This window comes from Lentzea waywayandensis, from assembly GCF_900115955.1.
Lineage (GTDB): Bacteria > Actinomycetota > Actinomycetes > Mycobacteriales > Pseudonocardiaceae > Lentzea > Lentzea waywayandensis.
In genome coordinates this window covers 1-21,904 of sequence record NZ_FOYL01000025.1, presented here as the reverse complement: position 1 = coordinate 21,904, position 21,904 = coordinate 1, and the positions used below count along the sequence as shown (strand labels likewise).

Sequence of the window (21,904 nt, the reverse complement as noted above, 5' to 3'; positions counted from 1 at the left end):
TTCCCCTGGGGGCTCTGCCCCCAGACCCCCGGCAATCTGATCGGGGGGTGGCGCCGCCTGCGGGTTGATGGCACGCCTGTTGATTTGGGCGGCTGCGCGTTGCTTAGAGGGTTGCGTTGGCGGTGGGGTCCCGTCACGAGTCGCACCAAGAGCGGGCCACATGCAGGTAGGGGTGTCAACTCGACGAAAAGCGTGTCGAGTTGACACCCCTACCTGCATGCAGCAAGAGCTATGGCGCGACTCGTGACGGGACCCCACCGCCCGGCCCGTTCGGTAGGACGGCTCGCCTTCGGCTTTGCGTGCGGGCGGTGTGTGTGTTTGGGGTCACATTGGTCTCGTAATTCCCGGTTGTCGGGCGGTGGTCTACGGGCTTGTGCCCGTTTTGCGAGGTCACCCTGTGTGGTGTTATCTGAACGCAACCGCCATTAGGCCAACTGGTGAGTAACCTGCCGCGAACGAACTCGTTGCCCAGGTGTGACGCCGATCGCTGCGGCGTCCTCGGGCGTGTGCGGAGGTGCGGATGGGCGTCGAGGTGGTCGTCGAGGGTCTGACCAAGTCCTTCGGCAAGCAGACCATCTGGCAGGACGTCACGCTCACGTTGCCGCCGGGTGAGGTCAGCGTGATGCTCGGGCCTTCCGGTACCGGCAAGAGCGTGTTCCTGAAGTCGCTGGTGGGGCTGCTCAAGCCGGAGCAGGGCAAGATCGTCATCAATGGGACGGATCTGGTTCGGTGTTCTGAGCACCGGTTGTACGAGATTCGGAAGATGTTCGGCGTGCTGTTCCAGGACGGTGCGTTGTTCGGGTCGATGAACCTGTACGACAACATCGCGTTTCCGTTGCGGGAGCACACTCGCAAGACGGAGGCCGAGGTTCGGCGGATCGTCCTCGAGAAGATGGAGATGGTCGGTCTCGTCGGGGCGGAGAAGAAGCTGCCCGGTGAGATCTCCGGCGGTATGCGCAAGCGGGCTGGTCTTGCCCGTGCGCTGGTGCTCGACCCCGAGATCATTTTGTGCGACGAACCCGACTCCGGGCTTGATCCCGTTCGCACGGCGTACCTCAGTCAGTTGCTGATCGACCTGAACGCCCAGATCGACGCGACCATCCTGATCGTCACGCACAACATCAACATTGCTCGTACCGTGCCGGACAACCTGGGGATGTTGTTCCGGCGCGAGCTTGTCATGTTCGGGCCGCGTGAAGTGTTGCTGACCAGCGACGAGCCCGTTGTCGAGCAGTTCCTCAACGGGCGGCGGCTCGGGCCCATCGGCATGTCCGAGGAGAAGGACACGGCCACGATGGCGGCCGAGCAGGCGCACGCGGACGCCGGGCACTCGGACGGGTCTACCTCGGAGGACGTCCGGGGGATCATCCCGCAGATCGAGCCGACGCCCGGGCTGCCGTTCCGGGACGCTGTCCGGCGGCGCAAGGACCGGGTCATGTCGATCATCCATCAGCTGCCCTACCAGGCTCAGCAGGGGATCATCGAGAGCCTCACGACCGAGGAGCAGGTGCGGTACGGCGTGCACGTCGGTGCGCCGGCGGCGGCACCCGCGCCCAGCCCGTGGCCTCGGCAGGGTGGTGTTCTGTGACCACGCAGACCTCGTTCCCCGGTGCCGGTGCGCTGCGGGAGACCGGGAAGTTGTGCCAGCTCGGGATCGACGTCGTGCGGACCACGTTCCGGCGGCCGTTCCAGCTTCGCGAGTTCATTCAGCAGAGTTGGTTCATCGTCAGCGTGACGGTGCTGCCCACGGCGCTCGTGTCCATTCCCTTTGGCGCGGTCATCGCGTTGCAGCTCGGGTCGCTGACGCGGCAGATCGGCGCGCAGTCGTTCACGGGTGCGGCCAGCGTGCTCGCGATCATCCAGCAGGCCAGTCCGATCGTGACGGCGCTGCTGATCGCGGGAGCGGGTGGCTCGGCCATCTGTGCGGATCTTGGTTCTCGGAAGATCCGGGAAGAGATCGACGCGATGGAAGTGCTCGGTGTGTCGCCGATCCATCGGCTCGTGGTGCCTCGGGTTCTTGCCGCGATGTTGGTGTCCGTGCTGCTCAACGGCATGGTCAGCGTCGTCGGCGTGCTCGGTGGCTACTTCTTCAACGTGATCATGCAGGACGGGACGCCGGGCGCGTACCTCGCCAGCTTCAGCGCGTTGGCGCAGCTGCCGGACCTGTGGATCAGTGAGCTCAAGGCGCTGATCTTCGGGTTCATCGCGGGCATCGTCGCCGCCTACCGGGGGCTCAACCCCGCCGGTGGGCCCAAGGGCGTGGGTGACGCGGTGAACCAGGCCGTGGTCATCACGTTCCTGCTGCTGTTCTTCGTCAACTTCGTCCTCACCACGATCTACCTGCAGGTCGTGCCCGCGAAGGGGAGCTGATGGCGAACAAGGTGCTGTCCACCCTGGACGGGTTCGGCGACCAGCTGTCCTTCTACATCAAGGCGCTGGCCTGGACGCCCCGTGCGTTGAAGCGGTACTCCAAGGAGACGATGCGGCTGCTGGCCGAGGTCAGCTTCGGGTCGGGGGCGCTCGCGGTCATCGGCGGCACGATCGGCGTCATGGTCGGGCTGTCCGTGTTCACGGGCACGGTGGTCGGGTTGCAGGGGTTCACTGCGCTCAACCAGATCGGTACGTCGGCCTTTGCCGGGTTCGTTTCCGCGTACTTCAACACTCGTGAGATTGCGCCGTTGGTCGCTGGGTTGGCGTTGTCTGCCACGGTCGGGTCTGGGTTCACGGCTCAGTTGGGTGCGATGCGGATCTCCGAGGAGATCGACGCGCTCGAGGTCATGGGCATCCCCAGCCTGCCGTTCCTGGTGACGACGCGGATCATCGCCGGGTTCGTCGCGATCATCCCGCTGTACGTGATCGGGCTGTTGACGAGTTACCTGGCCGCTCGCACGATCACCGTGGAGTTCTACGGGCAGTCGGCGGGTACCTATGACCACTACTTCAACCTGTTCCTACCGCCGATCGACGTGCTCTGGTCGTTCGGCAAGGTGCTGGTCTTCGCGGTCGTGATCATCATGACCCACTGCTACTACGGCTACCGCGCTTCCGGTGGTCCGGCCGGTGTCGGTGTGGCGGTCGGGCGCGCGGTGCGGACCGCGATCGTCACGACGGCGCTGCTCGACTTCTTCCTGAGCCTCGCGATCTGGGGCGCGACGACGACGGTGAGGATCGCCGGATGAAGAAACGCGTGCTGGGCATCGCCTTTCTTCTCGCGATCGCCATGTTCCTGTCGCTCACGGTGGCGCTCTACAAGGACGCCTTCAGCGACTACGTGAAGGTCACGCTCAAGACCGACCACATCGGCAACCAGCTGCAGACCGCGAGCGACGTCAAGGTGCGCGGGCTGATCGTCGGCTCGGTGAAGGCCGTCCGCACCAGCGGGGACGGCGCCGAACTGGAGCTGGCGCTGCTGCCGGACAAGGTCGAGCAGATCCCCGGCAACGTCAGTGCGCGACTGCTGCCCAAGACGTTGTTCGGTGAGCGGTACGTGAATCTCGTGCTGCCGCAGCAGAAGAGCGCGGCCATCACGCAGGGCGCCGTCATCGAGCAGGACCGGACGAGCAGCGCGATCGAGCTCGAACGCGTGCTGGACAACCTGATGCCGGTGCTGCAGGCGATCCAGCCGGAGAAGCTCGCGACCACGCTGACCGCGTTGTCGCAGGCGCTCGACGGCCGCGGCAAGCCGCTCGGCGAGACGCTGGTGTCGCTGGACTCCTACCTCGGCGAGCTCAACCCGCAGCTGCCCGCGTTGAAGGAGAACATCTCCCGGCTCGCGGACGTCTCGAACGTCTACGCGGACGCCGCGCCGGACCTGTTGCAGGCGCTCAACGACATGACCACGACGACCAAGACCGTCGTCGACCAGCGGGAGAACCTGCTGGCGCTCTACGGGTCGCTGACCACGACGTCGCAGGACGTCACCAGCTTCGTCACGGTCAACAAGAACAACATCATCGCGCTCGCCGACACCGGCCGTCCGACGCTGGAGCTGCTCGCGAAGTACGCGCCCGAGTACCCGTGCCTGCTCAAGGGGCTCGCGGAGTTCGAGCCGGTGATCAGCAAGGCGTTCGGTGAGGGCACCAACGAGCCCGGTCTGCACATCACGCTGGAGATCACGCAGAACCGCGGCAAGTACAAGCCGAACCTCGACGAGCCCGAGTACCGGGACAAGCGCGGACCTCGTTGCTACGACCTGATCCCGCGGCCGAACCCGTTCCCGCAGTACCCGCCGGAGGGCCCGGTGCAGGACGGGTCGAGCTCGCCGCCGCCCGCCCGCGTCGCGAACGACGGGATCCTGCCGCCGGCCAACGCCGGCAACGTGACGGTGCCGCAGTCCGCTGACGTGCTGCGGCTCGCCAACTCGCCGGAGGAGGCCAGGTTGATCGCGGCGCTCTTCGGACCGCGCGTCGGCGTCGACCCGCGGGACATGCCCGGCTGGTCGAGCCTGCTGCTCGGACCACTGGTGCGCGGAACGGAGGTGACCGTCAAGTGAAGGGTGTGCTCGCTCCGCTGCTCAAGCTGATCGCCTTCGCGGTGGTCACGATCCTCGCCACGTCGCTGCTCGCGGTCACCATCGCCAACGTGAACCTGGCCAGTGCCACCGAGTACAAGGCCCAGTTCACCGACGTCACCGCGCTGAACGAGGGCGACGACATCCGCATCGCCGGCGTCCGCGTCGGGCAGGTCGACGGGATCAAGGTCGTCGATCGCAAGACCGCCGAGGTGGCGTTCTCGATCGACGGCGACCGCAAGCTGCCGGAGGCGGTGACCGCGACGATCAAGTACCGCAACCTGGTGGGACAGCGGTACATCGCGCTGGAGTCCGGCACCGGTGACACCAAGGCCGTGCTGGCCGAGGGCGGCACGATCCCGTTGGAGCGCACCAAGGCCGCGCTGGACCTGACCGTGCTGTTCAACGGCTTCAAGCCGTTGTTCCAGGCGCTGTCGCCGGACGACGTGAACAAGCTGTCGTTCGAGATCATCCAGGTGTTGCAGGGAGAAGGCAGCACCATCGACAGCCTGCTCCAGCACACGGCCTCGCTGACCAGCACTTTGGCCAGCAAGGACAAGGTGATCGGCGACGTCGTCGACAACCTCAACACCGCGCTGGAGACCGTGAACTCGCGCGACGAGGACTTCAACAACCTCGTGATCACGTTGCAGACGCTGGTGTCCGGGCTCGCCCAGGACCGCCAGCCGATCGGTGACGCGATCACCGCGCTCGGCGACCTGACGCAGGCCACCTCCGGGCTGCTGGAGCAGGGCCGCGAGCCGTTGCGCAACGACATCGCGCAGCTCGGCATCGTCTCGAAGACGCTGGGCGACAACGAGGTGCTCGTCGACCGCATGTTGCAGCGCCTGCCCAACAAGCTGGAGACGATCACGCGGACCGCGACCTACGGGTCGTGGTTCAACTTCTACCTGTGCGAGGCCAGCGGCCAGGTCGCCGTGCCGCCGGTCATCAACAACCCGATCCCGATCACGGCGTTGCCGGTGACACAGCAGAGGTGCCGCCGATGAAGACTCCCAACCCGATCCGGACCGGCGCGATCAGCCTGACACTGATCGCCCTGTTGCTGCTGGCCGCGTTCTACTCCGACGACCTGCCGATCGTGGGCGGTGGCACGAGCTACGCCGCGGACTTCAGCGAGGCCGCGGGACTGGTGCCGGGCAACGAGGTCCGCGTCGCCGGCGTGAAGGTCGGCAAGGTCACCAAGGTCAAGCTCAACGGCGACAAGGTGCGGGTGACGTTCAAGGTCAAGGACGCCTGGGTGGGCGACCGGACGACCGCGATGATCCGCATCAAGACGTTGCTGGGCCAGAAGTTCGTGGCGCTGGACCCGCAGGGCACCCAGCCGCTCTCGCCCGGCAACCCGATCCCGAAGGAACGCACGCTCGCGCCGTACGACGTGAACGAGGCGTTCAACGGGCTCGCGACGACGGTCGGGCAGATCGACACCAAGCAGCTCGCGGACAGCTTCACGGTCCTGTCCGACACCTTCAAGAACTCGCCGGAGCACGTCCGGGGCGCGCTGGACGGCCTGTCCGCGTTGTCGAAGACGATCTCCTCGCGCGACGAGCAGCTCGCGAAGCTCCTGGACAACACCAGGCAGCTGACCAAGACGCTCGCCGACCGCAACGCGGAGTTCGAGAAGCTCCTGTCGGACGGCAACCTGCTGCTCGGCGAGCTGCGCAAGCGCCGGGAGGCGATCAGCGCGCTGCTGACCGGCACGCGCGACCTGGCCCGTGAGCTCAGCGGTCTGGTGAACGACAACCAGAACCAGCTCAAGCCGGCGCTGGAGCAGCTCGGCCGGGTCACCACGATCCTGGAGCGCAACCAGGAGAACCTCGACCGCAGCCTCGCACTGATGGCGCCGTTCTACCGGGTGTTCGCGAACACCCTGGGCAACGGCCGTTGGTTCGACACCTACATCTGCGGTCTGCTGCCGCCTTCGGTGAACCTCGGCGTCGTCGGGTTCAACGAGGAAGGCTGCCTGCCTCCGGGGGTGCAGCGATGACTGAAGTGGCGAACTCGAAGGTCGGCCGGTTCATCGCGATCGCGTGCGTTCTCGCGCTGGTCGTCACGGCCGGGCTCTGGTGGGTCTTCAACGGGATGAACGGGCGCAAGGTCACCGCGCACTTCGCGGCGGCCGTCGGCGTCTACCCCGGCGGTGACGTGCGGATCCTGGGCGTGAAGGTCGGCACGATCGACGAGGTCACGCCCGAGGGCAAGACCGTGAAGGTCGTGTTCACCGTCGACCGCGACGTGCGGGTGCCGGAGAACGCGCAGGCCGTCGTCGTCTCGCCGAGCGTGGTCAGCGACCGGTACGTGCAGCTCGCGCCCGCCTACACCGGCGGGCCGACGCTGGCCGACAACGCCGTGATCCCGCGCGAGCGCACCGCGACGCCGGTCGAGCTGGACGAGCTGTACTCGTCGCTCGACAAGCTCACGACCGCGCTGGGCCCGAACGGCGCGAATGCCGACGGAGCACTGGCGGACCTGCTGAACTCGGCGGCCGCGAACCTCGAAGGCAACGGCCAGGCGCTCAACGACACGTTGAAGAACCTCGGTCAGGCCACCCGCACGCTGTCGGGGTCCAAAGAGGACCTCTTCGCCACGGTCGACAACCTGCAGAAGTTCACCGCGATGCTGGCGGCCAACGACAGCCAGGTGCGCGACTTCAACAAGCAGCTCGCGGACGTGTCGAAGATGCTCGCGGACGAACGCGGGGATCTGGGAGCGGCGCTGTCGGAGCTCGCGACCGCGCTGGGACTCGTGCAGGGGTTCATCAAGGACAACCGCGAGGTGCTCAAGTCCAATGTGGACAAGCTCGCCTCGATCACGCAGGTGCTGGTGAACCAGCGGGCCGCGCTGGCGGAGACCCTCGACGTCGCCCCGCTGGCGCTGGGCAACCTGCAGAACTCCTACAACGCGGCGTCCGGCACGCTCGACACCCGCGCGAACATCAACGAGCTGAACCAGCCGCCGATCGTGCTGATCTGCAAGCTGATCCAGCAGGCGACGCCGAACAACGTGCCGCCGGTGCTGACGAACACCTGCAAGCAGCTGGAGCCGATCCTGACCGGCGCGATTCCGCTGAAGCCGCCGGCCGAGATCATCAGCGACCTGAACGCGGGCAAGCTGCCGTTGCCCCTGCCGCTCGCGGGGGTGCCCCAGTGAGGAAGCTGGTCGTAGGGCTGACGGCGTTGTTGCTCGTGTCGGGCTGTGGGTCCGGCGGGTTCGACGGCGTCTACAACCTGCCGTTGCCCGGTGGCGCCGACGTCGGTGATCACCCGTACCGGGTCAAGGCGCAGTTCAAGGACGTGCTGGACCTGGTGCCGCAGGCGGGCGTGAAGGTCAACGACGTGCCGGTCGGGCGGGTCGAGAAGATCGACCTGGCCGGTGACGGCTGGACCGCCGAGGTGACCATGCTGGTCAACGGCGACGTGCAGCTGCCTGCCAACGCGTTCGCGAAGCTGCGCCAGTCGGCGTTGCTCGGTGAGAAGTTCGTGGAGCTCGGGAAGCCGAAGGACGCCAGCGGAAAGCTTGCCGACAACGCCACGATCCCGTTGGACAGGACCAACCGGAACCCCGAGGTCGAAGAGGTCTTCGGAGCGTTGTCGATGCTGCTCAACGGCGGTGGTGTCGCGCAGCTCCAGAACATCACCAAGGAGCTCAACGCGGCGATGCAGGGCAACGAGAAGGAGATCCGCTCGTTGCTGGGCAACCTCAACACGTTCGTCGGGGAGCTCGACAAGCACAAGGCGGAGATCGTCCGCGCGCTCGACTCGATGAACAGGCTGGCAGGCACGCTGGCGCAGCAGCGCGAGAAGATCGCGGTGGCGTTGACGGACCTGGAGCCCGGTCTGAAGGTGCTGGCGGAGCAGCGCACGCAGCTCGTGACCCTGTTGCAGTCGTTGGACAAGCTCTCCGACGTCGCGACGGACACGGTCAACAAGAGCCGTGACGACATCGTGGCGAGCCTGAAGGCGTTGCAGCCGACGCTGACCAAGCTCGCCGAGTCGGGGCAGAACCTGCCGAAGTCGCTGGAACTGCTGCTGACCTACCCGTTCCCGGACGAGGCGGTCGACGGCATCAAGGGCGACTACACCAACGCGTTCATCGACCTCGACCTGAACCTCGGCACCGTGCTCGACAACCTCAGCCGGTCGCGGCAGTCGCCGATCGACTCGCTGATCCCGTCGCAGGGCACGCCGTTGCCGATGCCGAACATCCCGCTGCCGAACCTCGGGCAGGGCACCGGGTCCGGGCTGGGCGACCTGCTCGGCGGGCTGCTGGGAGGTGGTCGCAAGTGATCACACGGGGCACCAAGCTCAAGATCGGCGCGTTCGTGCTGGTCGCGTTGCTGGGCATCTCGTACGTCAGCGCGACCTACGTCGGGCTGTTCAAGTCGGCGTCCACGGTCGTGACGATGCAGCTCGCGGACTCGGGCGGCATCTTCACCAACGCCGAGGTGACCTATCGCGGCGTGACGATCGGCCGGGTCGGGCAGTTGCGGCTGACGTCCGATGGCATCGAGGTCGACCTGGAACTCGACTCGGACGCGCCGCGCGTGCCCGCCGAGACCGAGGCCGTCGTCGCGAACCGGTCGGCGGTCGGTGAGCAGTACGTGGACCTGCGGCCGAAGAGCGACGGCGCGCCGTACCTGGAGGCGGGGTCGGTCATTCCGCGCTCGGCCACCAAGACGCCGCCGCCCGTCGACGGGCTGCTGTCCAATTTGGACGCTTTCGCGTCGTCGGTGCCGACGGACTCCCTGCGGACGGTCGTCGACGAGCTGCACACGGCGTTCAGCGGGACCGGTGGCGACCTGCAGGTGCTGATCGACAACACCGCGGCGTTCACGGCGGCGGCGAAGGAGCACCTGCCGCAGACGACGCAGCTGCTGAAGGACGGGCGGATCGTGCTGGCCACGCAGGCCGCGTCCGGTGGCGCCATCCGGTCGTTCAGCGGTGACCTGCGGTTGCTCGCCGAGCAGCTCAAGGCCTCCGACGGCGACCTGCGGCGGTTGATCGTGGCCGTGCCGCCGGCGTCGGAGCAGGTGTCGGCGTTGCTCAAGGAGAGCGGGCCGAACCTCGGGGTGGTCTTCGCGAACCTGCTGACGACGTCGAACATCCTCGTGACCAGGCGTGATGGTTTGGAACAGATCGCGGTGACGTACCCCATCGCCGTCGGTGGCGGGTTCTCCGTGGCTCCCGGTGACGGGTCGGCGCACTTCGGGCTCGCGTTGAACGTGTTCGACCCGATGCCGTGCACGGTCGGATACGAGGGCACGAACATCCGTCCCGGTGGGGACACCTCGGCCGCACCGCTGAACACGCAGGCGTACTGCGCTCTCGCGCGCGGGTCGGCGACCTCGGTGCGAGGCTCGCAGAATGCGCCGTACGGTGGAACGCCGACCACGCCGGTCGGCAACGCGACGACGCAGCCGGGCCAGGAACCGACCGGCCAGACCACGCCGGAGGTGCCGTTGCTGACGTCACTGGGCCAGCTGCTCGGTCTGCCAGAGGAGAAGAAGTAGTGCGGGTCTTCACGGTGGTCGCCGCGGTCTTCGCGGTGGTGGCGTTCGTGTTCGCGGTGTTCAGCGGCTTCATCTGGTACTCCGCGGCCAGTTCGTCGGAGTCCTCGTACGCCGCCACGCGCGACGACGCCCTGCGGTCCGGCCAGGTCGGCATCACGAACTTCCTGACCCTGGACTACAAGAAGGTCGACGAGGACCTCCAGCGCTGGCTCAGCTCGTCCACCGGCGACCTGCGCGCGGAGATCGACAAGGACAAGGACTCGCGCAAGAAGCAGCTGGTCGACGCCAAGTCGGTGACGACGTCGAAGGTCCTGGACGCCGCGATCACCGAGCTGGACGACCGCGCCGGCAGCGCCTCGATGATCGCCGTCGTCGAGAGCACCGTGACTCCCGCCGAGGGACAGAAGGTCACCAAGATCAACCGGTACCTGACCAAGCTCACCCGCACCGAGGACGGCTGGAAGCTCAGCCAGCTGGGTCCGCTGCGGGCAGGCGTCTGATTCCGCCAGAGCTGATTGGAACGAGTGCACGTGCCTCCATCCCGCCGCCGCCCGATCCCCACCCCGCCCGCAGGAGGCCGCCCGAAGGTGGCCGGCCTGAACCGGCGCGCGTCCGCCGACCCCGTGGTCGAGCCGGCCGCGGAGCCGGTGGTCGAGGACGTGACGCAGGAGGCCGTGCCGTCGGAGGTCGTGCCGGAGCCGGTGGCCGAAGAGGCAGACCTCAAGGCCCCGGAAGCCCTCGACTGGACGCCGCCGGCCGCTCCGAAGAAGAAGGCCGCCGCCGCTGAGAAGCCTGCCGCCGCTGAGAAGCCTGCCGCCGCTGAGAAGCCTGTCGCCGCTGAGAAGTCTGTCGCCGCTGAGAAGTCTGCCGCCGCCGAGCCGGTCGCCGTCGAGGACGCCCCGAAGCCCACCGGCAAGGTCGCCTGGGTGCTGCCGGTGGCGCTGGTGCTCGTGGGACTCCTGCTGGGCGGCCTGGGCACGTTCTTCCTGGTGAAGTCGCAGTCGGTGTCCTACGACGCCGCCCTGGTCGACTCCGCCACCACCTCGGCGGTGAACGGCCAGATCCGCGAGGCCGTGGAGAAGTCGTTCTCGTACAACTTCGCCGACGTGGAGTCCACCGAGAAGGCCGCCAAGGAGCTGCTCACCGGCAAGGCCCTGTGCCAGTACAACGCCGTGTTCGGCCCGGTGAAGGAAGTGGCACCGCAGCAGAAGCTCGTCGTGACGGTCCGCGTGGTGTCCTCGGCCGTGTCGTCCCTCAAGGACGGCCGGGCCACCGTCCTGGTCTTCGCCGACCAGGTCACCACCCGCACCACCGACAACCAGTCGGGCGGCGGCACCGCCATGCTCCGCGTGAGCGCGATCGACGAAGGCGGCCGCTGGAAGATCGACAACATGGAGATGTTCGGGGCGACGGCGGAGCAGAACCGCCAGATGCAGGGCTGCTGACCGGTCGGCCGCGAAGTTTCGCGCGCCCAGGGCAGGCCCCCGCCCTCCCAGGGGGACTCTCCGCCGATACGACGAGCGTAACCGCGAAAACGCCAGGTCAACCGGCTGTCCGGCGATCTGTGGACAACTCGGCCGCGAATCGCCCGGCCAGGTGACCGTGGCCGTCGCCTGCTCGGCTGCACCGTGCGCACACGCCTCACCTCGCGCGTGCGCGCCTCACCCCGCACGCGCACCCCACACGTCGTGCGTACCGCACGCGCACCCCACACATCGTGCGTACCGCACGCGCACCCCGTACCGCACAGGCCAGCGTCGTCCCTCATGCCGTACGTCGTCCCATCCCCGCCATCCGCAGCCTCCCCGCCAGCCGACAACTGGCCGCCAGTCGCCAGCGAGCCAGGCCACCGCCGCCAGTCAGCCAGCCGCCAGCCAGCCAGCCAGCCACCGCCAGCTAGCCAGTCGCCAGCCAGCCAGCCACCGCCAGCTAGCCAGTCGCCAGCGAGCCAGCCACCGCCGCCAGCCAGCAGCGAGCCCTTGGCCACCCCTGCCGCGCCCAGTCGTTTGGGACAGGCCGGTGACGGGTACCTGATCTCCGTCCCCTAAGATCAACTCCGCCGTGAGGTCGTCGAATCAGCCCCAGAAGCACCGCTGAGACCCCCTCCGCCAGCCCCGACACGCGTGATCTCAGTCACAGCAAATCCTGTGGCGCTCTGTAAGTTCACTTGAAGCCGCCAACTTCCCACCAAATCGGCCGTACACGTGTTTGTGCAGGTCAAATGGGTGACTTCAAGTAAACAGCGCTCCATCCAGAGGGTGGATCGGCCCGCAACATCTTGACTGCGCGCTCATGCAGGGTCACTCTGTCGGTGAGCAAGAGGAGGGTCCTTCCAGGTGCCTCTCGACAGTCGCCGTGCGCGTGGCTAGACTGCCCCTTTGCGCTGCCCATTTTCCGCTTGCCCTTCGCCGAGAGCGTGGATTATGCGGGCATCGCCGCACCCTTGACAGCCGTGCTAGTTCGCTCTAGCCAGCTACCTGTCCCTGGAAGGACGCATCTTGGCGATCTCTCGCGCGACCAAGGCCACTGCTGCGACCAACTCCACGTCGGGGATCCCTGGAGCGCCGAAGCGGGTCTCGTTCGCGAAGATTCACGAGCCGCTTTCGACGCCCAACCTGCTTGACCTGCAGATCCAGTCCTTTGAATGGCTCACCGGCGATGAGGCGTGGTTCCAGCGCCGCGTCGACGCCGGCGACGAGACTCCGACGGGCGGCCTCGAAGAGGTCCTCAACGAGATCTCGCCGATCGAGGACTTCTCCGGCTCCATGTCACTGTCCTTCTCCGACCCGCGCTTCGACGAGGTCAAGGCCTCGACCGAAGAGTGCAAGGACAAGGACATGACGTACGCGGCACCGTTGTTCGTCACGGCGGAGTTCACCAACCACACCACTGGCGAGATCAAGAGCCAGACGGTGTTCATGGGTGACTTCCCGATGATGACGAACAAGGGCACGTTCATCATCAACGGCACTGAGCGCGTGGTGGTCTCTCAGCTCGTGCGTTCCCCCGGTGTGTACTACGACACCGCGGTCGACAAGACGACCGACAAGGACGTCTTCAGCGTCAAGATCATCCCGTCCCGGGGTGCTTGGCTGGAGTTCGACGTCGACAAGCGCGACACCGTCGGTGTCCGCATCGACCGGAAGCGTCGCCAGCCGGTGACGGTGCTGTTGAAGGCTCTGGGCTGGAGCACGGAGCAGATTCGCGAGCGGTTCGCGTTCAGCGAGACGTTGCTGACCACGCTCGAGAAGGACCACACCGCGGGTACCGACGAGGCGTTGCTCGACATCTACCGCAAGCTGCGTCCGGGCGAGCCCCCGACGAAGGAGTCGGCGCAGGCTCTGTTGGAGAACCTGTTCTTCAAGGACAAGCGCTACGACCTGGCGAAGGTTGGCCGGTACAAGGTCAACAAGAAGCTGGGCCTGGACACCGAGATCAACACCGGTGTCCTGACCGAGGACGACATCGTCACGACGATCGAGTACCTCGTTCGCCTGCACGCCGGCGAGACGATGATGGACGCCGCCGCCGGCGGTGACGTGCCCGTCGAGGTCGACGACATCGACCACTTCGGCAACCGTCGCCTCCGCACGGTCGGCGAGCTGATCCAGAACCAGATCCGCGTCGGTCTGTCCCGCATGGAGCGCGTCGTCCGCGAGCGCATGACCACGCAGGACGTCGAGGCCATCACGCCGCAGACCCTGATCAACATCCGTCCCGTCGTGGCGGCGATCAAGGAGTTCTTCGGCACCTCGCAGCTGTCGCAGTTCATGGACCAGACCAACCCGCTCGCGGGTCTGACCCACAAGCGCCGCCTGTCGGCGCTGGGTCCCGGTGGTCTGTCCCGTGAGCGCGCCGGCATGGAGGTCCGCGACGTCCACCCGTCGCACTACGGCCGCATGTGCCCGATCGAGACGCCGGAAGGCCCGAACATCGGCCTGATCGGTTCGCTCTCGAGCTACGCGCGGGTCAACCCGTTCGGTTTCATCGAGACGCCGTACCGCAAGGTCACCGACGGCCGGGTCACCGAGCAGATCGACTACCTGACCGCGGACGAGGAAGACCGCTTCGTCAAGGCGCAGGCGAACTCGCCGACCGACGAGGACGGCAACTTCACCGACGACCGCGTCCTGGTCCGCAAGAAGGGCGGCGAGGTCGAGTTCATCGACCCGACCGACGTCGACTACATGGACGTCTCGCCGCGCCAGATGGTGTCGGCCGCGACCGCCATGATCCCGTTCCTCGAGCACGACGACGCGAACCGCGCCCTGATGGGTGCGAACATGCAGCGTCAGGCCGTGCCGCTGCTCCGCTCCGAGTCGCCGCTCGTCGGCACCGGCATGGAGCTGCGTGCCGCCGTCGACGCCGGTGACGTCGTCGTCGCGAAGAAGACGGGTGTGGTCGAGGAGGTCTCCGCCGACTACATCACCGTCATGGCCGACGACGGTGCGCGCAACACCTACGCGCTGCACAAGTTCCGTCGCTCGAACCAGGGCACCTGCATCAACCAGAAGCCCATCGTCAACGAGGGCGACCGGATCGAGGCGGGTCAGGTCCTGGCCGACGGTCCTTGCACCGAGAACGCCGAAATGGCGCTCGGCAAGAACCTGCTCGTGGCGATCATGCCGTGGGAAGGCCACAACTACGAGGACGCGATCATCCTGTCGCAGCGCCTCGTGCAGGACGACGTTCTCACCTCGATCCACATCGAGGAGCACGAGATCGACGCCCGCGACACGAAGCTCGGCGCCGAGGAGATCACCCGGGACATCCCGAACGTCTCCGAAGAGGTCCTGGCCGACCTGGACGAGCGCGGCATCATCCGCATCGGTGCCGAGGTCCAGCCGGGCGACATCCTCGTCGGCAAGGTCACGCCCAAGGGCGAGACCGAGCTGACGCCGGAGGAGCGCCTGCTCCGCGCGATCTTCGGTGAGAAGGCGCGCGAGGTTCGCGACACGTCGCTCAAGGTGCCGCACGGTGAGTACGGCAAGGTCATCGGCATCCGCGTCTTCTCGCGTGAGGACGACGACGAGCTGCCTCCGGGCGTGAACGAGCTCGTCCGCGTCTACGTGGCCCAGAAGCGCAAGATCCAGGACGGCGACAAGCTCGCCGGCCGCCACGGCAACAAGGGCGTCATCGGCAAGATCCTCCCCGCGGAGGACATGCCGTTCCTCGAGGACGGCACGCCGGTCGACATCATCCTGAACACGCACGGTGTGCCGCGGCGTATGAACATCGGCCAGGTGCTGGAGACCCACCTCGGGTGGATCGCCAAGCAGGGCTGGAGCATCAACGGGGACCCGGACTGGGCGAAGAACCTGTCCGAGGACCTGATGGATGTCGAGCCCGGCACCAAGACCGCGACCCCCGTGTTCGACGGCGCGAAGGAAGAGGAGATCACGGGCCTGCTCGGCTCGACGATCCCGAACCGCGACGGCGAGCGCATGGTCAAGGAGAACGGGAAGGCACAGCTCTTCGACGGCCGCTCCGGCGAGCCGTACCCGTTCCCCGTGTCGGTCGGCTACATGTACATCCTGAAGCTGCTGCACCTGGTGGACGACAAGATCCACGCGCGTTCGACCGGCCCGTACTCGATGATCACGCAGCAGCCGCTGGGTGGTAAGGCGCAGTTCGGTGGTCAGCGTTTCGGTGAGATGGAGTGCTGGGCGATGCAGGCGTACGGCGCCGCATACACCCTGCAGGAACTTCTCACCATCAAGTCCGACGACGTGCTCGGCCGCGTGAAGGTCTACGAGGCCATCGTCAAGGGCGAGAACATCCCGGAACCCGGTATCCCGGAGTCCTTCAAGGTGCTGCTCAAGGAGCTGCAGTCGCTCTGCCTCAACGTCGAGGTCCTGTCTTCGGACGGTGCCGCGATCGAGATGCGCGACGGCGACGACGAAGACCTGGAGCGCGCGGCCGCGAACCTCGGCATCAACCTGTCGAGGTCCGAGTCGCCCTCCGTGGACGACGTCGTCAACTAGTCACCTCGCCGGCTGGTGAAGGGGATGCCTCCCGCGTCCCCTTCACCAGCCCTCCGACCAGCTCCTTTGCCACCGATCTAAAAAGGGGAAGAGAGTAGACGTGCTCGACGTCAACTTCTTCGATGAGCTCCGCATCGGTCTCGCGACCGCGGACGACATCCGCCAGTGGTCTTTTGGCGAGGTCAAGAAGCCCGAGACCATCAACTACCGCACGCTCAAGCCTGAGAAGGACGGCTTGTTCTGCGAGAAGATCTTCGGTCCCACCCGGGACTGGGAGTGCTACTGCGGCAAGTACAAGCGCGTTCGCTTCAAGGGCATCATCTGTGAGCGCTGCGGCGTCGAGGTGACCCGTGCGAAGGTGCGTCGTGAGCGCATGGGCCACATCGAGCTCGCCGCTCCCGTCACGCACATCTGGTACTTCAAGGGCGTCCCCAGCCGGTTGGGCTACTTGCTCGACCTGGCCCCCAAGGACCTCGAGAAGATCATCTACTTCGCCGCCTACGTCATCGTGGGCGTGAACGCGGAGCTGCGTCACAACGACCTGCCGACGCTCGAGAGCGAGATGCAGGTCGAGCGCAAGCGCGTCGAGAACCGTCGCGACGCCGACGTGGAGGCCCGCGCCCAGAAGCTCGAGGCCGACCTGGCCGAGCTCGAGGCCGAGGGTGCCAAGTCCGACGTGCGCCGCAAGGTCAAGGAGGGTGGCGAACGTGAGATGCGCCAGCTCCGTGACCGCGCCCAGCGCGAGCTGGACCGCCTCGACGAGATCTGGTCCACGTTCACCAAGCTCGAGCGCGCTCAGCTGATCGCGGACGAGCTGCTCTACCGCGAGCTGTACGACCGCTACGGCGACTACTTCACCGGTGCCATGGGCGCGGAGGCCATCCAGAAGCTCCTGGGTGACTACGACGTCGACGCCGAGTCCGAGATCCTGCGCGAGACCATCCGCAGCGGTAAGGGCCAGAAGAAGCTGCGTGCGCTCAAGCGCCTCAAGGTCGTTGCCGCCTTCCAGGCGACCCGCAACAACCCGCAGGGCATGGTCCTGGACTGCGTCCCGGTCATCCCGCCGGACCTGCGCCCGATGGTGCAGCTCGACGGTGGCCGTTTCGCGACGTCCGACCTGAACGACCTGTACCGCCGCGTCATCAACCGCAACAACCGGTTGAAGCGACTGATCGACCTCGGCGCGCCCGAGATCATCGTCAACAACGAGAAGCGGATGCTGCAGGAGGCCGTCGACGCGCTGTTCGACAACGGCCGCCGCGGCCGCCCGGTCACCGGTCCCGGTAACCGCCCGCTGAAGTCGCTGTCCGACCTGCTCAAGGGCAAGCAGGGCCGGTTCCGTCAGAACCTGCTCGGCAAGCGCGTCGACTACTCCGGCCGTTCGGTCATCGTGGTCGGCCCGCAGCTCAAGCTGCACCAGTGCGGTCTGCCCAAGCAGATGGCGCTCGAGCTCTTCAAGCCGTTCGTGATGAAGCGGCTCGTGGACCTCAACCACGCGCAGAACATCAAGTCCGCCAAGCGGATGGTCGAGCGTGCGCGCCCGGCCGTGTGGGACGTGCTGGAAGAGGTCATCACCGAGCACCCGGTGCTGCTCAACCGCGCACCCACGCTGCACCGCCTCGGCATCCAGGCCTTCGAGCCCCAGCTGGTCGAGGGCAAGGCCATCCAGCTGCACCCGCTGGTCTGTGAAGCGTTCAACGCCGACTTCGACGGTGACCAGATGGCAGTCCACCTGCCGCTGTCCGCCGAGGCGCAGGCCGAGGCCCGCGTCCTGATGCTGTCGTCGAACAACATCCTGTCCCCGGCGTCCGGCAAGCCGCTGGCCATGCCGCGTCTGGACATGGTGACGGGTCTGTACCACCTGACCCGGCACAAGGTCGGCGACCTGGGCGAGGGTCACTCGTACTCGTCGCCCGCCGAGGCCCTGATGGCGTTCGACCGCAAGGTCCTGGGCCTGCAGTCGATGGTGAAGATCCGCGTCTCCGACAAGAACCCGCCCAAGGGCCAGGAGCCCGAAGGCTGGGAGCCCGGTCAGCCGTGGCTCGCGGAGACCACGCTGGGTCGCGTGCTGTTCAACGAGATCCTGCCGCAGGACTACGCCTTCATCAACGAGGTCATGCCCAAGAAGCGGCAGGCCGTGATCATCAACGACCTCGCCGAGCGGTACCCGATGGTCACCGTCGCCCGGACGCTGGACAAGCTGAAGGACGCCGGTTTCCACTGGGCCACCCGCTCCGGTGTGACGGTCGCGATCTCGGACGTCCTCGTGCCGGCTGCGAAGCAGGACATCCTCGAGGAGCACGAGCGCCTCGCGGACGCCGTCGAGAAGCGCTACCAGCGCGGTCAGCTCTCCCACGAGGAGCGCAACTCCGAGCTGGTCAAGGTGTGGACCAAGGCCACCGAGCAGGTCCACGAGATCATGGAAGACAACTTCCCCGAGGACAACTCGATCCGCGTCATCGTGCAGTCCGGCGCCGCCGGCAACATGACGCAGGTCCGTTCGCTCGCGGGTATGCGTGGTCTCGTCACCAACCCGAAGGGTGAGTACATCCCGCGCCCGATCAAGAACTCGTTCCGCGAGGGCTTGTCGGTGCTCGAGTACTTCATCGCGACGCACGGTGCCCGTAAGGGTCTGGCCGACACCGCGCTGCGTACCGCCGACTCGGGTTACCTGACCCGTCGTCTGGTGGACGTCTCGCAGGACGTCATCATCCGCGAGGTCGACTGCGGCACCACCCGTGGTGTGCAGATGACCGTCGGCGAGCAGCTGGGCGACAAGGTCGGCCTGCACGAGTTCGCGCAGACCTCGGTCTACGCCCGCACCGTCGCGGACGACATCACCGACGCCCAGGGCAACCTGGTGCTGAACCGCGGCGACGACCTCGGCGACCCGGCGCTCGCGTCGCTGGTCGAGGCCGGCGTGGTCCGCGTCAAGGTCCGCTCCGTGCTGACCTGTGAGTCCGCGGTCGGCGTGTGCGCGTCCTGCTACGGCCGCTCGATGGCCACCGGCCAGCTGGTCGACGTCGGCGAGGCCGTCGGCATCGTCGCCGCCCAGTCGATCGGTGAGCCCGGCACGCAGCTGACGATGCGTACGTTCCACCAGGGCGGTGTGGCCGGTGACGACATCACGACCGGTCTGCCCCGTGTCCAGGAGCTCTTCGAGGCCCGCGTCCCGAAGGGCAAGGCGCCGATCGCCGACGTCGACGGCCGCGTCCGCATCGAGGACGGCGACCGCTTCTGGAAGATCACGCTCATCCCGGACGACGGCTCCGAGGAGATCGTGTTCGAGAAGCTGTCCAAGCGTCAGCGTCTCGCCAACACGGCCACCGGCCCGCTGCAGGACGGCGACCACGTGTCCGTCGGCCAGCAGCTGCTGGAAGGTACTCCTGACCCGCACGAGGTCCTGCGTGTCATGGGCCCGCGCGAGGCCCAGCTGCACCTCGTTCAGGAAGTGCAGAAGGTGTACCGCGCCCAGGGTGTGGCGATCCACGACAAGCACATCGAGGTCATCGTCCGGCAGATGCTCCGCCGGGTCACGATCATCGACTCCGGTGCGACCGAGTTCCTGCCCGGTTCGCTGGTCGAGCGTGCGGACTTCGAGTCGGGTAACCGCGCTGTGGTCGCCGAGGGTGGCGAGCCGGCCGCTGGTCGTCCGGTGCTGATGGGTATCACGAAGGCGTCTTTGGCTACGGACTCGTGGCTGTCGGCGGCTTCCTTCCAGGAAACCACTCGTGTGCTTACCGACGCTGCCATCAACGGGCGTTCGGACAAGCTGATCGGTCTCAAGGAGAACGTGATCATCGGTAAGTTGATCCCGGCTGGTACCGGTATCAACCGCTACCGCAACATCCAGGTTCAGCCGACTGAGGAGGCGCGGGCTGCGGCTTACGCGATTCCTTCTTACGACGACGGGTACTACACGCCTGACGTCTTCGGTACTGGGACTGGTGCCGCGGTGCCGCTGGATGACTACGACTTCGGTCGTGACTACCGGTAGTTCGTAGCTTGTAGTGCGGAACGGCCCCTGGAGCTTTTGCTCTGGGGGCCGTTTTGTTTGGTGCGTTGGCTTGCTTGCGGCCTGTTGCGTTGCGTGCTTCCCCTGGGGGCTCTGCCCCCAGACCCCCGGCAATCTGATCGGGGGAGGGCGCCACGGGTGGGTTGATGGCACGCCTGTTGGGTTGGGCGGCTGCGCGTTGCTTTGAGGGGTGCGTTGGCGGTGGGGTCCCGTCACGAGCCGCACCAGGAGCGGGCCACATGCAGGTAGGGGTGTCAACTCGACGAACAGCGTGTCGAGTTGACACCCCTACCTGCATGCAGCAAGAGCTGTGGTGCGACTCGTGACGGGACCCCACCGCCCGGCCCGTTTGGTAAGGACGGCTCGCCTAATGAGTGGTGGGCCGGTCGTCTGGCAGGCTCGTTTCTGGTAGTGCTGGTGGGTGAGCACTCTGCTCGCCTGGACTGTTGAGTCCTTGCCGAAGATCGTGCCCTCGCTGGTGCCGGGAGAACGTGATCGCTGCTGGGATGTCGTGCCCATTCTCAGGGGTGTGAGCACTGTTCATTAGGTCGCTGATGGTTCTCCCGCTGCTGCTGCCGGTGCTGGTGAGGTGCGAGCGGGGAGGGCGAGATGCTGTTGCTGATCGGTGATGACTGGGCCGAGGATCACCATGATGTCGAGGTGATGGATGTCGGCGGGCGTCGTCTGGTGAAGGCCCGGTTGCCCGAAGGCGTGGCGGGAATGGCCCGGTTGCACGCGTTGATCGCCGAGCATTCGGGTGATGCCGATGTCGAGGACGTGGAGGTGCGGGTCGGGATCGAGACGGATCGGGGTCCGTGGGTGGCCGCGCTGGTCGCGGCCGGATATACGGTGTTCGCGGTGAATCCGTTGTCGGTGGCCCGTTTCCGGGACCGGCATGTGGTGTCGGGTGCGAAGAGTGATGCGGGGACGCGCATGTGCTGGCCGACATGGTCCGCACTGATGCCCACCGGCTGAGGCCGGTCGCGGGCGATTCGGCCGAGGTCGAGGGCATCAAGGTGGTCGCGCGGGTGCACAAGACATTGATCTGGGACAACACCCGCCACACGCTGCGGCTGCGGCATTCTTTGCGTGAGTACTTCCCGGCCGCGCTGGAAGCCTTTGCTGATCTGGACGCGCCGGACACGCTGGAGCTGCTGGGCCGGGCGGCTGATCCGGACACCGCGAAGAGGTTGTCGTTCAACCAGATCCGCGGCGCGCTGGCGCGGGCCCGGCGTCGTGACGTCGACACCAGGGCCGCCGGGATCCAAGCCGCGTTGCGCACCGAGCACCTGGGCCGGCCGCCGGTGGTGACCGCCGCTTACGCGGCCACCACTCGTGCCACGATCGCGATCCTGGCCGCGTTGGCCGAGCAGATCACCGGCCTGCAGGGCGAGGTCGAGGCCCATTTTGGCCGGCACCCGGACGCTGAGATCGTGCTGTCCCAACCTGGGATGGGCGCGGTTCTGGGTGCTCGGGTGCTCGCCGAGTTCGGGGACGACCCTGACCGCTATGTCAGCGCGAAAGCCCGCAAGAACTACGCCGGCACCAGCCCGCTCACCGTCGCTTCCGGCCGCAGACGCACCGTCCGGGCCCGGCACGTCCACAACGACCGGCTCCTCGACGCCCTGATCGCCCAGGCGTTCGTCGCCATGCGGGTCAGCCCTGGCGCCCGCGCCTACTACCAGCAGCAACGCGCCCGCGGCAGCAGCCACAACGCCGCCCTGCGCCAACTCGCCAACCGCCTCGTCGGCATCCTGCACGGCTGCCTCAAAACCCGCACCACCTACGACGAGACCACCGCCTGGGCACACCACACCACCGCAGCCGCTTGACAGCCCCAGCAACTGGGATGTCTTCGGCTTCGC

Annotated in this window: 13 protein-coding genes and 1 pseudogene; all 14 read left to right on the top strand. The window is 66.8% G+C overall.

Annotated elements, in window-relative coordinates; translation table 11 throughout:
- Nucleotides 1–520 precede the first annotated feature (520 nt).
- Entirely contained in the window at nucleotides 521–1,588 is a 1,068-nt protein-coding gene (locus tag BM417_RS45435; RefSeq protein ID WP_093606338.1) for an ABC transporter ATP-binding protein, read from the top strand.
- Nucleotides 1,585–2,370, top strand: coding sequence for an MlaE family ABC transporter permease (locus BM417_RS45430; protein ID WP_093606337.1), 786 nt, complete (start codon nucleotides 1,585–1,587; stop codon nucleotides 2,368–2,370). The genes BM417_RS45435 and BM417_RS45430 overlap by 4 nt, the downstream gene beginning before the upstream one ends.
- Nucleotides 2,370–3,179, top strand: coding sequence for an MlaE family ABC transporter permease (locus tag BM417_RS45425; protein ID WP_093606336.1), 810 nt, complete (start codon nucleotides 2,370–2,372; stop codon nucleotides 3,177–3,179). Before BM417_RS45430 ends, BM417_RS45425 begins: the two co-directional genes overlap by 1 nt.
- Nucleotides 3,176–4,492, top strand: a complete 1,317-nt coding sequence (locus BM417_RS45420; protein WP_093606335.1) for an MCE family protein — start codon at nucleotides 3,176–3,178, stop codon at nucleotides 4,490–4,492. Before BM417_RS45425 ends, BM417_RS45420 begins: the two co-directional genes overlap by 4 nt.
- On the top strand, nucleotides 4,489–5,520 hold the full coding sequence (locus tag BM417_RS45415) for an MCE family protein (protein ID WP_093606334.1): 1,032 nt from the start codon (nucleotides 4,489–4,491) through the stop codon (nucleotides 5,518–5,520). The genes BM417_RS45420 and BM417_RS45415 overlap by 4 nt, the downstream gene beginning before the upstream one ends.
- The gene (locus BM417_RS45410) at nucleotides 5,517–6,518 is read left to right on the top strand and encodes an MCE family protein (protein ID WP_093606376.1); all 1,002 of its coding nucleotides are present in this window, start codon (nucleotides 5,517–5,519) and stop codon (nucleotides 6,516–6,518) included. Before BM417_RS45415 ends, BM417_RS45410 begins: the two co-directional genes overlap by 4 nt.
- Nucleotides 6,515–7,681: an MCE family protein gene (locus BM417_RS45405; protein WP_093606333.1), complete on the top strand. Its 1,167-nt coding sequence runs from the start codon at nucleotides 6,515–6,517 to the stop codon at nucleotides 7,679–7,681. Before BM417_RS45410 ends, BM417_RS45405 begins: the two co-directional genes overlap by 4 nt.
- A complete protein-coding gene (locus tag BM417_RS45400; RefSeq protein WP_093606332.1) occupies nucleotides 7,678–8,817 on the top strand; it encodes an MCE family protein in 1,140 nt (379 codons plus the stop codon). Before BM417_RS45405 ends, BM417_RS45400 begins: the two co-directional genes overlap by 4 nt.
- Nucleotides 8,814–10,040 carry an MCE family protein gene (locus BM417_RS45395; protein WP_093606331.1) on the top strand — a complete coding sequence of 409 codons (1,227 nt, stop codon included), beginning with the start codon at nucleotides 8,814–8,816 and terminating at the stop codon, nucleotides 10,038–10,040. Before BM417_RS45400 ends, BM417_RS45395 begins: the two co-directional genes overlap by 4 nt.
- Entirely contained in the window at nucleotides 10,040–10,540 is a 501-nt protein-coding gene (locus tag BM417_RS45390; protein ID WP_093606330.1) for a hypothetical protein, read from the top strand. Before BM417_RS45395 ends, BM417_RS45390 begins: the two co-directional genes overlap by 1 nt.
- Before the next feature lie 30 nt (nucleotides 10,541–10,570).
- The gene (locus BM417_RS45385; protein ID WP_143139104.1) at nucleotides 10,571–11,485 is read left to right on the top strand and encodes a hypothetical protein; all 915 of its coding nucleotides are present in this window, start codon (nucleotides 10,571–10,573) and stop codon (nucleotides 11,483–11,485) included.
- 1,053 nt (nucleotides 11,486–12,538) lie between these two features.
- Nucleotides 12,539–16,024, top strand: a complete 3,486-nt coding sequence (gene rpoB, locus BM417_RS45380; protein WP_093606328.1) for a DNA-directed RNA polymerase subunit beta — start codon at nucleotides 12,539–12,541, stop codon at nucleotides 16,022–16,024.
- 100 nt (nucleotides 16,025–16,124) lie between these two features.
- A complete protein-coding gene (locus BM417_RS45375; RefSeq protein WP_093606327.1) occupies nucleotides 16,125–20,021 on the top strand; it encodes a DNA-directed RNA polymerase subunit beta' in 3,897 nt (1,298 codons plus the stop codon).
- 630 nt (nucleotides 20,022–20,651) lie between these two features.
- Nucleotides 20,652–21,871: pseudogene (locus BM417_RS45370) on the top strand (IS110 family RNA-guided transposase).
- The last annotated feature ends 33 nt before the right edge of the window (nucleotides 21,872–21,904 follow it).

Bases quoted from the DNA above. Each gene is read 5' to 3' on its own strand.
- BM417_RS45435 (WP_093606338.1), top strand. From the start codon at position 521: ATGGGCGTCGAGGTGGTCGTCGAGGGTCTGACCAAGTCCTTCGGCAAG.
- BM417_RS45425 (WP_093606336.1), top strand. From the start codon at position 2,370: ATGGCGAACAAGGTGCTGTCCACCCTGGACGGGTTCGGCGACCAGCTG.
- BM417_RS45420 (WP_093606335.1), top strand. From the start codon at position 3,176: ATGAAGAAACGCGTGCTGGGCATCGCCTTTCTTCTCGCGATCGCCATG.
- BM417_RS45410 (WP_093606376.1), top strand. From the start codon at position 5,517: ATGAAGACTCCCAACCCGATCCGGACCGGCGCGATCAGCCTGACACTG.
- BM417_RS45405 (WP_093606333.1), top strand. From the start codon at position 6,515: ATGACTGAAGTGGCGAACTCGAAGGTCGGCCGGTTCATCGCGATCGCG.